The organism is Pseudoalteromonas sp. S554 (genome assembly GCF_005930865.1).
Lineage (GTDB): Bacteria > Pseudomonadota > Gammaproteobacteria > Enterobacterales > Alteromonadaceae > Pseudoalteromonas > Pseudoalteromonas marina.
Genome location: NZ_PNDV01000045.1, coordinates 1 through 14302 on the forward strand (window position 1 = coordinate 1; position 14302 = coordinate 14302).

At 39.1% G+C, this 14302-nt stretch carries 13 protein-coding genes and 1 pseudogene; 3 read left to right on the plus strand and 11 right to left on the minus strand.

The window, feature by feature from the left end; translation table 11 throughout:
• Positions 1 to 144 precede the first annotated feature (144 nt).
• From CWB65_RS11555 to ccoN, 10 genes and pseudogenes are all read right to left on the minus strand, one after another.
• Positions 145 to 411: pseudogene (locus tag CWB65_RS11555) on the minus strand (universal stress protein); the annotation flags it as partial.
• 100 nt (positions 412 to 511) lie between these two features.
• Positions 512 to 1243 (minus strand): FNR family transcription factor, encoded by a 732-nt coding sequence (locus CWB65_RS11560; RefSeq protein ID WP_006794303.1) that lies wholly within the window; start codon positions 1241 to 1243, stop codon positions 512 to 514.
• A 67-nt stretch (positions 1244 to 1310) separates the two neighbouring features.
• Positions 1311 to 1982: a sulfite exporter TauE/SafE family protein gene (locus CWB65_RS11565; protein WP_138740622.1), complete on the minus strand. Its 672-nt coding sequence runs from the start codon at positions 1980 to 1982 to the stop codon at positions 1311 to 1313.
• On the minus strand, positions 1975 to 2142 hold the full coding sequence (gene ccoS / locus CWB65_RS11570; protein WP_058551123.1) for a cbb3-type cytochrome oxidase assembly protein CcoS: 168 nt from the start codon (positions 2140 to 2142) through the stop codon (positions 1975 to 1977). Before ccoS ends, CWB65_RS11565 begins: the two co-directional genes overlap by 8 nt.
• A complete protein-coding gene (locus CWB65_RS11575; protein ID WP_138740623.1) occupies positions 2139 to 4514 on the minus strand; it encodes a heavy metal translocating P-type ATPase in 2376 nt (791 codons plus the stop codon). The genes ccoS and CWB65_RS11575 overlap by 4 nt, the downstream gene beginning before the upstream one ends.
• Before the next feature lie 8 nt (positions 4515 to 4522).
• Positions 4523 to 5014 (minus strand): FixH family protein, encoded by a 492-nt coding sequence (locus CWB65_RS11580; protein ID WP_006794299.1) that lies wholly within the window; start codon positions 5012 to 5014, stop codon positions 4523 to 4525.
• Between the two features lie 149 nt (positions 5015 to 5163).
• Positions 5164 to 6198 carry a c-type cytochrome gene (locus tag CWB65_RS11585; protein ID WP_138740624.1) on the minus strand — a complete coding sequence of 345 codons (1035 nt, stop codon included), beginning with the start codon at positions 6196 to 6198 and terminating at the stop codon, positions 5164 to 5166.
• On the minus strand, positions 6195 to 6380 hold the full coding sequence (locus tag CWB65_RS11590) for a CcoQ/FixQ family Cbb3-type cytochrome c oxidase assembly chaperone (RefSeq protein WP_006794297.1): 186 nt from the start codon (positions 6378 to 6380) through the stop codon (positions 6195 to 6197). The genes CWB65_RS11585 and CWB65_RS11590 overlap by 4 nt, the downstream gene beginning before the upstream one ends.
• A 5-nt stretch (positions 6381 to 6385) precedes the next feature.
• The gene (ccoO, locus tag CWB65_RS11595) at positions 6386 to 7060 is read right to left on the minus strand and encodes a cytochrome-c oxidase, cbb3-type subunit II (protein ID WP_006794296.1); all 675 of its coding nucleotides are present in this window, start codon (positions 7058 to 7060) and stop codon (positions 6386 to 6388) included.
• Between the two features lie 12 nt (positions 7061 to 7072).
• Positions 7073 to 8506, minus strand: coding sequence for a cytochrome-c oxidase, cbb3-type subunit I (ccoN, locus tag CWB65_RS11600; protein ID WP_006794295.1), 1434 nt, complete (start codon positions 8504 to 8506; stop codon positions 7073 to 7075).
• A 337-nt stretch (positions 8507 to 8843) separates the two neighbouring features.
• Here ccoN and CWB65_RS11605 point away from each other — a divergent pair, with 337 nt between their 5' ends.
• The 3 genes from CWB65_RS11605 (at position 8844) to CWB65_RS11615 (ending at position 13984) form a co-directional block, all read left to right on the plus strand.
• On the plus strand, positions 8844 to 9269 hold the full coding sequence (locus CWB65_RS11605) for a hypothetical protein (protein ID WP_138740625.1): 426 nt from the start codon (positions 8844 to 8846) through the stop codon (positions 9267 to 9269).
• 784 nt (positions 9270 to 10053) lie between these two features.
• The gene (locus CWB65_RS11610) at positions 10054 to 12498 is read left to right on the plus strand and encodes a TonB-dependent receptor (RefSeq protein WP_138740626.1); all 2445 of its coding nucleotides are present in this window, start codon (positions 10054 to 10056) and stop codon (positions 12496 to 12498) included.
• A 133-nt stretch (positions 12499 to 12631) separates the two neighbouring features.
• Positions 12632 to 13984: a hypothetical protein gene (locus tag CWB65_RS11615; RefSeq protein WP_008126399.1), complete on the plus strand. Its 1353-nt coding sequence runs from the start codon at positions 12632 to 12634 to the stop codon at positions 13982 to 13984.
• A gap of 47 nt (positions 13985 to 14031) precedes the next feature.
• Here CWB65_RS11615 and CWB65_RS11620 read toward each other — a convergent pair whose 3' ends face one another.
• A complete protein-coding gene (locus tag CWB65_RS11620; RefSeq protein ID WP_008126398.1) occupies positions 14032 to 14283 on the minus strand; it encodes a hypothetical protein in 252 nt (83 codons plus the stop codon).
• Positions 14284 to 14302: the final 19 nt, after the last annotated feature.

The following is a 14302-nucleotide window of genomic DNA, read 5'->3' on the forward strand; positions in this document are numbered from 1 at the left end:
CAAGTGTATTAGGGAATGTCGAACGTCGAACTAACTTACGATTATATTAGCTATTATTTAACCCAAATCTGCAAACCGGGTTGCCAAATCGATGATTTACTGCCTTGGAATATCAAAAGCTAGGTGTAGATTGCCGGACGCTTACACAACTAATGTTTCAATATTTAAGTTATTGTAAGGTGAAACTAAATCGTTGAGCCAGAGTTCGCGGTCTTTTAAAACTGCTTCGCGCATCGCTTCACGCTCATCGCCTGAAAGCATCGTTGTCATTTCATAAGAGAAGTCATAGACCGTCATGAATGCTGTAATTGTTGCGCCAGATTTTTTTGCCAGTTCGACTGAGCGCGCTAAACCATGTTGATCGTCTTTGGTAGGGTCAATAACCGCGAGAATGCGTTTAATTGTGTTCATGTGCTACTCCATTTATCTAACTGGTGTACTTTTAGTGTAACTCAAATACAAAACAGTTAAAGGCTTAGCACATAAATTGTTGTTCTATATCAATGTATACCTATTTAACAATGGCTGCTGCTTTAGCGAGTGCATCATTATCTAAAATAGTAATAAACTTGCCTTCTACTTTAATTAAATCGGCTTTTTGAAAGCGACTTAATAAACGGCTAATGGTTTCTACTGTAAGGCCTAAGTAATTACCTATTTCACCACGGGTCATAGTAAACCTAAACTCTTTACGCGAAAAACCACGCTCACCAAATCGCTCAGACAAGTTATAAATAAAACTAGCTAGGCGTTCTTCTGCCGATTTTTTGTTAAGCAGTAAAAGCATTTCTTGATCGTAGGTAATTTCACTGCTCATTAAACGCATTATTTGCTGGCGTAGTTTAGGCAATTTACCTGCAAGCTCGTCAAGAGTGTCGAAGGGAATTTCGCAAATCATTGAGGTTTCTAGGGCTTGAGAAAAGCTCTGATGCGCCATTTTACTAATGGCATCAAAACCAACTAAATCGCCTGCTAAATGAAAGCCAGTAATTTGTTCATCACCTTGCTCAGACAAGGTGTATGATTTAAATGAGCCGGAGCGTACAGCATAAATCGCTTTTAATGGTGCACCCGATTCAAATAAATAGTCACCTTTGTGTAATGGTTTTTTTCGCTCAATAATTTCGTCAAGCTTATCCATTTCTTGGCCATTTAACGAAAACGGCAAACACAACTGGCTTATGCTGCAGTTATTACAGCTAATAGCACAATTACCTTTAGCGCGACTTTGAGTGAAATCCATAATTTTATCCGTTTTAGTTTTTACATACAGGGGCAAATAAACCTGAAAAGGTTAATACATATTAACATTAATGTACTAACTTGTCGGTTGCAATAATCAATAAGTAGATACCATACCAAACTATAACACTGCCTAATACTATTCGGGTCCAAGGATGATTTATTATACTATTGAGTTTTTGCGCAGTGATCCCTACTGTGATCATGGCAGGAAATGTACCTAGTGCAAAACATAGCATAACTATTGCGCCATCAAATGCTGTGGGGCTCGTCATTGCCCAGGTTAGCGCTGAATAAACCAAACCGCACGGAAGCCAGCCCCATAAAGCCCCGTAGCCTATGGCTTTTACTGTTGAGTCAACCGGCATTAAATATTTGTTAAGCTTAACAATATGCTGCCAAATAAGTGTTTTACCCACTTTTTCAAGCCATTGAAGTGTAGGTCCTAAGCGCATTATGTAAACGCCTACTAACAGCATGAAAATTGCTGCAATAAATGAAAGCGTTATAGAGAATGATGTGTTTTGTTTAGCAAATTGGCTGCTTATACCCGCAACGAGTGAGCCTGCAAGCATGTAACTTATTGCTCGCCCTATATTATAAGCAAATGAATAGGTAAGTGTTTTACGTTTGTCGCTGGCTAATTGTAAAGAGCTGGCAATCCCTCCACACATTGCTATGCAGTGGCCGCTGCCAATCAAACCCATTAAAAATGCGCTAATGTATAAAGGGTCAATCATTACTTTTATTATGCTGCTCTTTGTCATCTTCAAACAAAATACTGTGGCCTTGTTTGTTCAAATCAGAAAACTGCTCGCTTTTTACCGCCCAAAAAAATACACCAATGGCAATAAGCACAAACAATATGGCAATGGGGATCAAAATATAAATTATGCTCATAACTTTAATAGCCTTAGTGAATTACAAATCACAATAATTGAGCTGGCAGACATGCCAATAACGGCCATCCATGGAGCAACTAACCCGAGTGCTGCAAGCGGTAATATTGAACCATTATATAATAAAGACAATGTTAGGTTTTGTTTAATAATACGCCGAGTCTGTTTAGCTATATTGAGTAAGTGATCAATAGACGCTAAATCGCTATTTAGCAGTACAACATCGGCGCTGTTTTTTGATATATCAGCGCCAGTTTCCATTGCAATAGACAAATGGGCACTTGCAAATACAGGGCTATCGTTGATGCCATCACCCACCATAGCGACCACCTCATTTTGAGATGAAAATGCCTCTACGGCTGTTTGTTTATCCTGTGGTGAGCAACCAGATTGCACGCTGTCTAAGTTCAATTGTTTAGCTACTTTTTTTCCCGCATCTGACGCATCGCCAGTAAGCATGTGGCAAGTTAATTGCTGCGCATGTAACGATTTAATTAAACTTTGAGCATCGTGCTTTACTTTATCGACAAAATAAAAACGTGCCACAACGTGTTTGTTTATATACAAACTGGCCTGCGCGTTTGTTTTTTTACTGTCAAACCAACCACTTTTACCTATAGCGTAGTGGGTGGTTTCATCTTGTGCACTAATCCCTAAACCTGCGTGCACTTCAATGTTATGAAGACTATGCTTTGCTGGAGTGTAGCCGTCAAATGCACTTGCAATCGGGTGCTCAGAAAAGCGCTCCAGCATTGCAGCAATAGCCATTACATCATCTTTTGAGTAGCTGTTGTCGATAATATCTACTTCATCAAGGCTAAATTTACCTTGTGTGAGTGTGCCTGTTTTATCAAACGCAAATAAAGTTAGTTTTGAAAGGGTTTCAAGTACATGGGCTTGTTTAATTAAAATCCCCTTTTTGGTTAGGCTGGCAATTGCACAGGTTAGGGCTGTCGGTATTGCTAGGCTTAAAGCGCAAGGGCAGGTTGCGACTAATACTGAAATAGTAATCCAAAAAGCATGCTCGGGATCAATTTGATACCAACCAATGGCGGTCAACGAGGCAAATACCAATAAGCAAGCTACAAACCCTTGTGCTACTTTATCGGTTATTTCGACCAGCTTAGGCCGTTTTGTAAGCGCATTGTGTTGCAGACGAATAATTTGATTTAAAAGGGTGTTTTGGCCTATTTTATTTATTTTAATTTCAATAACACCATCGTGGTTTACACAGCCGGCATACACATTATGGCCTATGAACTTGTTAACCGGTTGGTGCTCGCCGGTCATCATTGATTCATCAACGGTCGTTTTACCTTTAATGAGTTCGCCGTCGGCGGGAATGGTTTCACCTGCTTTAATAAGCACAACATCATTAAGTTTAAGCTTTTTAGCCGCAATAATTAGCTCTTCACCACTATCTGTAAGTGTGCGAGCCGTTAATGGTAGTAACTTTTGAAGGTTTGCTGTGTATTCACTCGCTTTTAAACGCGCTCTAAATTCTAAATATTTACCTAATAATAATAAAAAGGTAAACATGCAAATAGATTCAAAATATACCTCACCAACTTGCATAACTGTTGCATAACAACTGGCTCCGTAGGCGCCAAAAATTGCTAAAGAAACAGGTAAATCCATATTAAGCTGTTTAGCTTTTAAGCCGTTAATTGCGTTGGTTAAGAAGGGCAGCGCACTATACAAAATAACAGGAGAAGCTAATACAAGGCTTATCCATCTAAAGTACTGTTCAAAGTTACTATCCATACCTGAAAACATGCCAAAATACATGGCAAATGCAAACATCATTACTTGCATTGTCATTAGGCCTGCCACACCCAAGCGGCGAATGTATGCTTTTGCAGTTTGTTGTTTTTGTTGTGCTTCGGTATCGGCCTGAAATGGATATGCTTTGTAGCCTATTTTAGCCAAGGCGGTAATAACATCACTCAGGGGTGTCGCTGTTTTGTCCCATTGGATCATTGCACGGTTAGTTGAGGTATTTACATCTACCCGTTTTACAGTGTTTAAACTCAATAATTGCTTTTCTATAAGCCACGCACATGCGGCGCACGTAATGCCTTCAACACTCAGTAATACCTCTGAAATATTGTTGCTTGTGGCTATAAATTCATCTTGAATATCTTCGTTGTCGTAACTTTTAATAAACGCCAATTGCTCAGGAACAAGTTGCTCTACTTTACCCGCACTGACTGTGCGGTATTTGTAGTAATCAGTCATTCCTTGCTCAACAATATTTTGCGCTACGGCCTGGCAGCCAATGCAACACATTGGCTGAGGGGTATCGTCTATTGTTACTGTGGCGCTAAATCCCTTTGGCACACTTTCAAGGCAATGAAAGCAAGAATTAGACATAATAATAACTACTTATAGTTTGGCGTAACTAAAACGGTTTCAACCGTAGGTAGGGTAATGTTTTCTTTTAGTTTCCATGTTTTATCGATAGGTTCAACAAAAATGGAATAGGCACCTTCAGTGTAATTTTCAAGAAGTGCGGTGAATTCTTTGTTTGCATTAGCTGTAAGTGTTGCTTCAAAGTCGTGTGCTTTGATTGTGCGGTGATAAAACGATACTTTTAAAGCTGATACATTACTGCTATCGCCTTTGGTAAATTTAAAACTCACTCGGTCGTTAGTTACGGCTAATTCACCATGTAAGTAAAGTGCTTTTGCTTTCTCGAACTTACTGAGCTCTAAATTAATTGCTTTACCTTTTTTATAGTAATCATCAACGACCATATCTGGGCCATTGCCAATTGCCGTTATTAGTAAAGTAATACAGCCAACAATAGCTGCTAGCGGGAAAAAAATTAAAAACCAAGGCCAAAAGTTTTTATACCACGGAGTAGGTTGCATAGTGACTCTAATATTAGTTTCGAAGAGGTTATTTTATAGTAATTGTACGTAAAAGACTAAAAAAAAGCCTCCAAGTGGAGGCTTTTTTGATCTGGATTAATCTATTGAATTTAATAAATTAATTTATAAACATTCTATTAACAGCGTGCTTATTTATCTTGTGATAAGTTGTAAACGTACGCAGTTAAAAGGTGGATTTTATCTTCACCTAAAATGTCTTTCCACGCTGGCATTACACCGGCACGACCGTTAAGCAATGTTTCTTCAACGGCACGTTGAGAACCACCATATAACCATATGTTGTCGGTTAAGTTTGGTGCGCCAAACGGTAGGTTATGAGCAACAGAGCCTTTGCCGTCTGCACCGTGACACGCTGCACACATAGCAAACTTAGCTGCACCAGCGGCTGCATCTTTTTGGTTTACTGTACGGCCAGAAAGGCTCAACACGTGTGCTGTCATTTCTTTTATACCTTGCTCACCTAATGCTGCACCCCAAGGAGGCATAGCTGCAATACGACCAATTAGGAGTGTTTCTCTAATTTTGTCTGGTGTGCCACCATATAACCAGTCTTTATCAGTTAGGTTAGGGAAGCCAATACCACCACGCGCGTCAGAGCCGTGACATTGTGCACAGTTTTGAGAGAATAAACGCTGACCAATTTCTAGCGCTAATTGACCATCTGTTTGCTCATGCTCTGTGCCATTTTCAAGAGCTAGCTGCTGCGCTGCATCACCATCAATTTTAGATTGAACTAAATCTAAAACAGGTACTTTTGCAAGTCGGTTAAAAATAGGACCAAAACGCTCTTCTGCTGCTTCATACTCTTTATCAAGTTTTACAAAACGGCCTTCTTCAGCTGCTAACTTAACGGCTTCTTTCGATTCCGCTAAAGAGGTAATACCCTGATTAGAGCTTGTCCATTTACCTAACCCTTCCCAGTTACCTAAACCTGGGTATGCTGCTAGGTAATAAACAGACCAAATAAACGTTGCGAAGAACATGTAAGTCCACCACTTAGGTAGTGGATTGTTCAGTTCGGTAATACCGTCATACTCATGCCCACAATCTTCACCTTCTTCAACACCAGCGTAGTTTTTTAAGTTCCACACTAATAGGCCAAAGATAATAAGTAAGCATGCTAGGGTTAAAACAATAACCCAAATACTCCAAAAGCTAGTCATTTTTCAGACTCCTTTTCCTCGTTAGAGAGTGTGTTGTTATGTTTTTTTTCATCTTCAAAAATGGCATTAGCAGCGTCGTCAAAACGATTTTTGGTACGCTTGCTGTATGCCCATACAACAATCACAATAAACAATACTAAAATTACCAGAGTTAAAATGCCTCTGTATGTTCCGTAATCCATAATAATTACTTCAAGTGCGTGCCAAGCTGTTGCAAATAAGCGATAAGGGCTTGCATTTCTGTTGCACCTTTACCGTCATTCATTGCATCAACTTTGGCAACGTCAGCTATTAGTTCTTCATCGCTACCGTAACCTAAACCCGGATGTTTTGGATTTTCTGGGTTAATAGCGAATGTATCACGGAAAATTTGTAGTTTTTTCAGAGTTAAGCTGGTATCAACTGTGTTCTCTGCTAACCAAGGGAAACCTGGCATATTAGACTCAGGAACCACATCACGCGGGTTCACTAAGTGAGCATAATGCCAATCGTCCGAGTAACGTTTACCAACACGAGCAAGGTCAGGTCCAGTACGTTTAGAACCCCATTGGAAAGGGTGATCCCATACTGACTCGCCTGCTACAGAGTAGTGGCCGTAACGTTCAACTTCGTCACGAAAAGGACGGATCATTTGTGAATGACAGTTATAACAACCTTCACGCACGTAAATATCGCGGCCTTCCATTTCTAACGCATTTAGAGGACGTAAGCCATCTACTGGTTTTGTTGTGTCGTCTTGGAACATAAGTGGAGTAATTTCAACTAATGCACCAAAGCTGATAGCAAAAACAGTCAGTATGGCCATAAGACCAACGTTTTTTTCTACTATTTCATGTTTGTTTTGTGAATTTTTATTGCTCATCATCTCACTCCGTTATGCTAATTGTGCTTGCGCGTCTAACTTCAGTGATTCTTTTTCAGCTGAAATTGTACGGAAAACGTTATAAGCCATAACTAACATACCTGTTACGATGAATACACCGCCAACAAAACGCATTATGTAGAAAGGATGTGATGCTTCTAAAGACTGAACAAAGCTATACATTAATGTACCGTCAGCATTTACTGCACGCCACATAAGACCTTGCATTACACCTGAAATCCACATTGCAACAATGTATAAAACAACACCAACAGTGTGTAACCAGAAGTGTGTGTTAACAAGCTTAATGCTGTACATACGACCTTGTGCAAATAGTGCAGGGATAAGGTGATAAATAGCACCAATAGAAATCATAGCTACCCAACCAAGTGCACCTGAGTGAACGTGGCCTACAGTCCAATCTGTGTAATGAGATAACGCGTTCACAGATTTAATTGCCATCATTGGGCCTTCAAACGTAGACATACCGTAGAAAGATAATGATACAACTAAGAAACGAAGTACTGGGTCAGTACGCAGTTTGTGCCACGCACCCGATAAGGTCATTATACCGTTTATCATACCGCCCCAAGATGGAACGAATAAGATAATTGACATAACCATACCTAAACTTTGCGTCCAATCTGGAAGTGCAGTGTAGTGAAGGTGATGAGGACCAGCCCAAATGTATAGTGATACAAGTGCCCAAAAGTGAACGACCGATAAACGGTAAGAGTATACAGGGCGACCTGCTTGTTTAGGTACAAAGTAGTACATCATACCTAAGAAACCAGCGGTTAATAAGAAACCTACAGCGTTATGACCGTACCACCATTGAACCATCGCATCTACTGCACCTGCGTAGATAGAGTATGATTTAGTTAACGATACAGGCACTGCCATGCTGTTCACAATGTGCAATACTGCAACAGTGATGATAAAGCCAGCATAGAACCAGTTAGCAACATAAATATGCGATACTTTACGTTTAATTAAAGTACCAAAAAATACAACTGCATAAATAATCCAAACAACAGCGATTAAAATATCGATTGGCCATTCTAGTTCAGCGTATTCTTTAGAGCTTGTAATACCTAATGGTAAGGTAATTACTGCTAATACGATAACTAGCTGCCAGCCCCAAAATGAAATTGCGGCAAGTTTGTCTGAGAAAAGGCGCGTTTGACAAGTGCGTTGTACGACGTAATAAGACGTCGCAAAAAGTGCACTTGTACCAAATGCGAAAATTACTGCGTTCGTGTGTAACGGACGTAGTCGAGAGTAAGTTAACCATGGTGTATCAAAGTTAAGTGCTGGCCAAGCTAATTGGGCAGCAATCAGAACCCCAATACTCATGCCAACGATGCCCCAAATCACTGTCATAATAGCGAATTGGCGTACAACTTTATAGTTATACTCAGTTTGTGATGCTACTGTTTGGCTCATTTTCTGGCTTCCGCTGCAATAAATGCGTTTAGAAATGAATTACCCACTTAAAAAGTGGGGCCTACTATTACTTCACAAGCATGTTACCTAAAACGTTCAAAGCATGAATGCTTCAGAAAACAAACTCGAGAAACCCTAATTTTTGCGAGGGAAATAATAAATTTTTTGGCCTAAAAAAGATAGGTCAATTACGTAATATTATGACATCAATCAAACTTTGTGGCTTTGTTGTCTATTTTTTGATTAGCTGAGTGCCTAAATTTGATTATTTAGTGGGCCATGCTTGTCATTTATAAGCTTGATTATTAGTATCTGCTTTTATTCGGAGCGAATTTTTATGAAAGCAACCCAATTATGTTATGTGTTTTTGCTACTTTTATTGTTGACCGCCTGTGATTTTGATAATCAAAAAGACGCAAGCATACATAAAAATTCAAACTGCGAACCTAACCAAGAATGTACCTTCCCAAATAAAGTGAAAGTGTGGCTCAGTGATCAATCTCTTTCACCTGAAACACCTTTTACAATTTTCAGCAAATTACCCAACAATACAAAAATCAGCAAAGCAAAATTAAAAGGCATAACTATGTACATGGGATTTATCCCGCAGAAGTTTGTACAGCGAGGGGATTTGTGGCAAAGCGAAACCATGGTTGGCATTTGCTCAGAAAACAATATGCTTTGGACCCTTGAATTAACTGTTTTAAATACAATCACTTCAACCGAAGATACCCTTAACTATTACTTTTATGTTACCTACTAACGAACTTTAATAATATTACGAATTAACCAGTTAACCGATCACGTTTTATCCCAAATTTGTTGTTTACCTAAGCTTATAAACTTTTCTTTTTGATAGGTTCAAACTTGAACCTGTAATGCCAATGCGCAGCAAAACGTAATTAATTAAATGCACTAACCCTTTAGTCATTAGTGCTAAAATTTCAAAAAATACATCTAAAACAAATTTTTTAATTAGTCCTGTCAAAAGTGCGTAGTCACAACGTTAAGCTTTCTTAAATGCCGTATTTATTCCAGCCAGCTAATTTGATTTATAACCATAGTTAATATCAAAATCTCACGTTATTCATATAGTGTAGACCAAATTATGAGCAGTTATGCCCACGCAAAATAAGCGAACTTATTATTCACTATGAAGCAAAAGCTTTTCTTATGAGTTAGCAACTTTCAGGTGCTTTTACCTTTTTAATAATGGGGTGTGATTAAGTTGTTAATACCTGAATTATTGCTAAACAACGGGTGTAATTACATTTGATTACAAAGTAGAGGTGTTTGATTTCATCTGTACTTTAATTGTATAAAAATTATTTTAACTTATTAATTTTAAATTGTATTTTTATATTAACAATGAAACAAGTAGTAACCTTTGTACCTTTTTTAGGTTGGTCTTTTTTGTCTTTGTCAAAAACCACTCAAGCGTTAAGTTTTCGTTCAGTTAAGTGCGCTTAAGTTGCCTGCCGACTCATTCTTCTTATAACAAATGAGTTTTACCAATCTTGGTAAATTCCAACAAGTAGGATTCTTTCATGACTAAATCGACTCTTGGTCTAGCTGTTGTAGCAGCCATCCCAATGTTTTCAAGTGTACATGTACTAGCAGCAGACGAAGCTGCAAATTCAATCGAAAAAATTCAGGTCACGGGTTCACGTATCAACCGTACTGATATGGAAACAGCCAGTCCAATTACCGTTATTGGCGATGACTTTATTGCAAAAAGTGGTTTCACTTCTGTTGCCGATATTCTCTCAACTCAGCCATCTGCTGCGGGTATAAGCCTTGGTGCTTCAAGTAATAATGGTTCAGGTGGTTCTGCAACTGTTAACTTACGTGGCATGGGGTCACAACGTACCCTAGTGTTATTAAATGGTCGTCGTATGGTTTCTTCTGGTACCGGTGCAGACTCTTCAGTTGATTTAAATACCATTCCTGTTGCAATGATCAAATCAATTGAAATCTTAAAGGATGGTGCATCAGCGGTGTATGGATCTGATGCAATTGCTGGTGTTGTTAACATTATCACTAAAAAAGATTTTGAAGGTACTGAGCTTAATGTTGAAGGAAGTCGCACAACTAAGGGTGATGGTAACAACTACGGTATTAGCTTATTGCATGGCATGCAGGTTGCCGATGGTAACTTAGTTGTTGGTGCACAGTTTTCAAGCCGTGGCGAGGTGATTCAATCAGATCGTAGCTTTGTGCCTGCAGGGCAGTCTTCGTTTATTCCACAAGGTACGCTAGGCGGTAAAACATACGAAGGTAATGGTGTATTTGCCGATAGAACAACGTCGTACGACTTTACTACATCGAGTTATGCACAAACACCAAACGATCTGTACAGTTTATTTACAAGCTTTGATAAAGAGCTAGACGCTGATACCACATTCAATGTTGACCTAATGTATACACGTCGTGATTCATCACAACAATTGGCACCTCAACCAGCCAGTGTAGATTTACTGACAGCAAACCTTGATAACGAATACACCAATGCGTTTATTGTCGACGGTGAGCTTACCGATTCGCTAGAGTATCGCAGAAGAATGGTTGATGCTGGGCCGCGAATATACGAGCAAACAACAGACACATACCGTGCATCAGTGGCATTACAAGGTGTCTTAGATAACGATGCAAGCTGGGATGTAAGTGCTACATACGGCAGAAACGATTCTAAAGATAAAGTACAAAACTCTATTAATGCAAGCCAAGTAGAGCAAAGTATTTACGCAAACCAAGCAATTTGGTTTAGTGGTGATGCACTTAGCCGTGACTTTTTAACTGCTAACGATTCTATTTACACTGAAAGCAATGAAGGTGGTAATGAGCAATTTATCCTATCAGCAGGTTATAGCGCTCTAACCGATAACGATATTGGTTACGCAATCGGTATAGAGAACCGTTTTGAAAGTGGTTTTTACACACCCGATTTAATTACACAATTGGGCCAAAGTACAGCAGCACAGCAAGATCCTACTGAAGGTGACTATTCGGTACAGTCCATCTACTTTGAAACATCGATGCCGGTATTAGAAGTCGTGACACTTGAAGGGGCTGCACGTTACGATAATTACTCTACGTTTGGTGGTGAAACAACCTGGAAACTGGGTGCTACATGGGATGTAACAGATTCATTTATGGTTCGTTCTGTACTAGCTACCGGCTTTAGAGCGCCAAATGTTGCTGAACTATTTGGTGGCAACTCGGGCTCTTACGATTACTTAGCCGATCCATGGGGTAACGAGCAAGACGCACAAATCTTGGTAAATTACACCAGTGATGCAGACTTACAAGCAGAAGAAAGCCGTTCGTTTACATTTGGTATGGTGTGGGAAGTAGTTGACGGTTTATCTACAACACTTGACTACTGGAAGTTTGACATCACAAACGCCATCACGCGTTTAGATGTACAAAACGAAATGAACAACTGTTTTGCGGGCGACACGCAGTCGTGTGATTCGGTAAATATTACTCCAGCGGGTGATTTATCAAACTTAAGCTCAGCATTAACCAATGTTGGCTCTCAAAAAACGTCAGGTATTGATTGGAACATTGGTTATACCGCCGATAACTACCGTATTAACTTAGATACAACTTACTTGGTTGAATTTGAGCAAGATGATATTGATTATACGGGGACTATTGACGGTAACATTGGTGGCTACTCTAAAATCAAATCTAACTTATCTGTAAACTACGATTTGTCTGATGCGTTTAGTGTGCTTTATAACGCACGCTTTATTCGTGGCATGAGTGGCGACTACTACGGCGAGTCGTTCAGCACAGATAATATTATTTATCACGATATTTCAATGACGTACAACCTAAATGAGTCACTAAAAGTGACAGGTGGTATGAATAATATTTTTGATAAAGAGCCAGAAGAAGTACTAGGCGGAAATGACATGGGCACCGTACCTGAGATTTACGACGTAATTGGTTCACGAGTATTCGCAAGTATTAACTATAAGTTTTAACTGCAAACAAATACTTTAACTAGAGTTTAAGTTACATATTTAAGCGAGTAAGGCTCCGTGTTTACGGGGCCTTTTTTATTGAACAAATTACTGGAGGCAAGTAAACTAAAACGAATAGAAAAAGGAGAGTTGATTGTTAAAACAAGACGAAAATTTATCTTTTGTCATTGAGCCCGAGTTAAATGCGCGTTCAGAGCAGCGTATTGATCTGTACTTTTCTATTCCTAACGAAATGGGAATAAACCCTAAAACACTGAGCGAAGAATCTTACTTCAACAATCAGTTTAAATCTCACTTAGCTTACAACGCTAACAATATTCACTTGCCATTAGTACGAAGCCGTTTTGTAAGTAAAAACAAAGGTGAACAGCAAGACTACAGGCAAAATCTAAACTTATTTTGTTACCAAGTGCGTTTAGCGCTCGATGCTGATATTAAGGATGCGCTTAAGTTAAGCGAGGCGGAAGAGTTTTATAATCGTGCAAATGAATTATTTGAGCAAAGTGAAGGCCTATTAAAAAAGCTACGCCGTTATACGCCCGATGATGAAAAGTTACTGCCGTTTTATACAAACGCAGATAACTATCTGAGTTGGCACGTTGAGCAATCATTTTTAAAATTACTAGATGAAGGCCCGCGCAGTAGCGATTTTGCTAAAGAGCGGAACGACCTTTTGCAATTTTGTAAAAGCGAAAACGTGTACAGAGCAGATAAAAACTATAACTCTGAAACCACCCTTCAAGACGCCAATCGAATCACAAATAAAATGCGTTTATTGCAACGTTTAATTGAGCATGGAGTAATACTTCAGCGCAATACTCGCTTTTTAAATAGTTACTTAAAGCGCTTAGTAAAGGGGACGGTAACGGCGGTTATTATGGCGTTTGTGATGCTGGTAATTCTTAATGCACGTTCCAGTTTTACAGAGGTAACAGCGACTCTTATTTTGATACTGGGTGTAATTTATGGTTTGCGTGAAATTTTTAAAGAAGATATCACCCGTGTAATTTGGCGCGCAATAGTTCAAGGGCGGCCAAAATGGCGATTTACCTTTAAAAATAGTATTACCAAAGACAAAATAGCCAGCCAGTTTATTTGGCTTGAGTACACGCGTTTTAAAAAAATACCGAAAGAAGTTCAAACCATTTTTTCAAAACGTCGCCAGCAAAACAAACAGGCTGCGCAATGGCTGCACTTTGCGAGTGAAACGCGCGTGTCGGCCAAAGAGTTTTTACCTGGATACGATACGTTGCAGCAAACACTGCAATTTAACCTAGCGCCATTTGCCCGTTATTTAAAACGTGGTGAAGGTAAGCTTTACCATTTAGATAGCAATAAAATATCAAAACAAGCCGTTGAGCGACGTTATCAATTAAATATGGTATTGGTGCACACAGAAGGTGATAAAACACTTTATCAGCGTTATAAAATTACCTTAAATCGCAGTAAAATAGTCAACATTGAGCTCATTTATTCTAAAAAATAAAAAAGGGGGGATAGACCACAGTCTATCCCCCTTATTTATACACGACTTTATTGAGTTAAGCCGTGCTTGCTGTATAAAGTCACTTTGTCTGAAACGAGTGTAATCTCTATATTTTTAGACTCGTCGCCCCAAACACAGTTAGTATGAAGTGTTTTTTCTACGCAGTTGTCAGCGCTACCTAATACAGCCTCTACTTCAGCTTTATCCATACCAATCTTAATTTTTTCGTAGTTTTCTACTGTTACTTTAGAGCATGCAGCCAGGCTTAGTGTAGCTGCAATAATTAGGAGTTTTTTCATTGTTGTATCCTATTAAGTA

Excerpts from the sequence above, each read along its gene's own strand:
- CWB65_RS11560 (WP_006794303.1), bottom strand. The coding sequence starts at position 1,243 with ATGGATTTCACTCAAAGTCGCGCTAAAGGTAATTGTGCTATTAGCTGT.
- CWB65_RS11585 (WP_138740624.1), bottom strand. The coding sequence starts at position 6,198 with ATGACTAGCTTTTGGAGTATTTGGGTTATTGTTTTAACCCTAGCATGC.
- CWB65_RS11610 (WP_138740626.1), top strand. The coding sequence starts at position 10,054 with ATGACTAAATCGACTCTTGGTCTAGCTGTTGTAGCAGCCATCCCAATG.
- CWB65_RS11605 (WP_138740625.1), top strand. The coding sequence starts at position 8,844 with ATGAAAGCAACCCAATTATGTTATGTGTTTTTGCTACTTTTATTGTTG.
- ccoN (WP_006794295.1), bottom strand. The coding sequence starts at position 8,506 with ATGAGCCAAACAGTAGCATCACAAACTGAGTATAACTATAAAGTTGTA.
- CWB65_RS11580 (WP_006794299.1), bottom strand. The coding sequence starts at position 5,014 with ATGCAACCTACTCCGTGGTATAAAAACTTTTGGCCTTGGTTTTTAATT.
- CWB65_RS11590 (WP_006794297.1), bottom strand. The coding sequence starts at position 6,380 with ATGGATTACGGAACATACAGAGGCATTTTAACTCTGGTAATTTTAGTA.
- CWB65_RS11565 (WP_138740622.1), bottom strand. The coding sequence starts at position 1,982 with ATGATTGACCCTTTATACATTAGCGCATTTTTAATGGGTTTGATTGGC.
- ccoS (WP_058551123.1), bottom strand. The coding sequence starts at position 2,142 with ATGAGCATAATTTATATTTTGATCCCCATTGCCATATTGTTTGTGCTT.
- CWB65_RS11620 (WP_008126398.1), bottom strand. The coding sequence starts at position 14,283 with ATGAAAAAACTCCTAATTATTGCAGCTACACTAAGCCTGGCTGCATGC.
- CWB65_RS11575 (WP_138740623.1), bottom strand. The coding sequence starts at position 4,514 with ATGTCTAATTCTTGCTTTCATTGCCTTGAAAGTGTGCCAAAGGGATTT.
- ccoO (WP_006794296.1), bottom strand. The coding sequence starts at position 7,060 with ATGAGCAATAAAAATTCACAAAACAAACATGAAATAGTAGAAAAAAAC.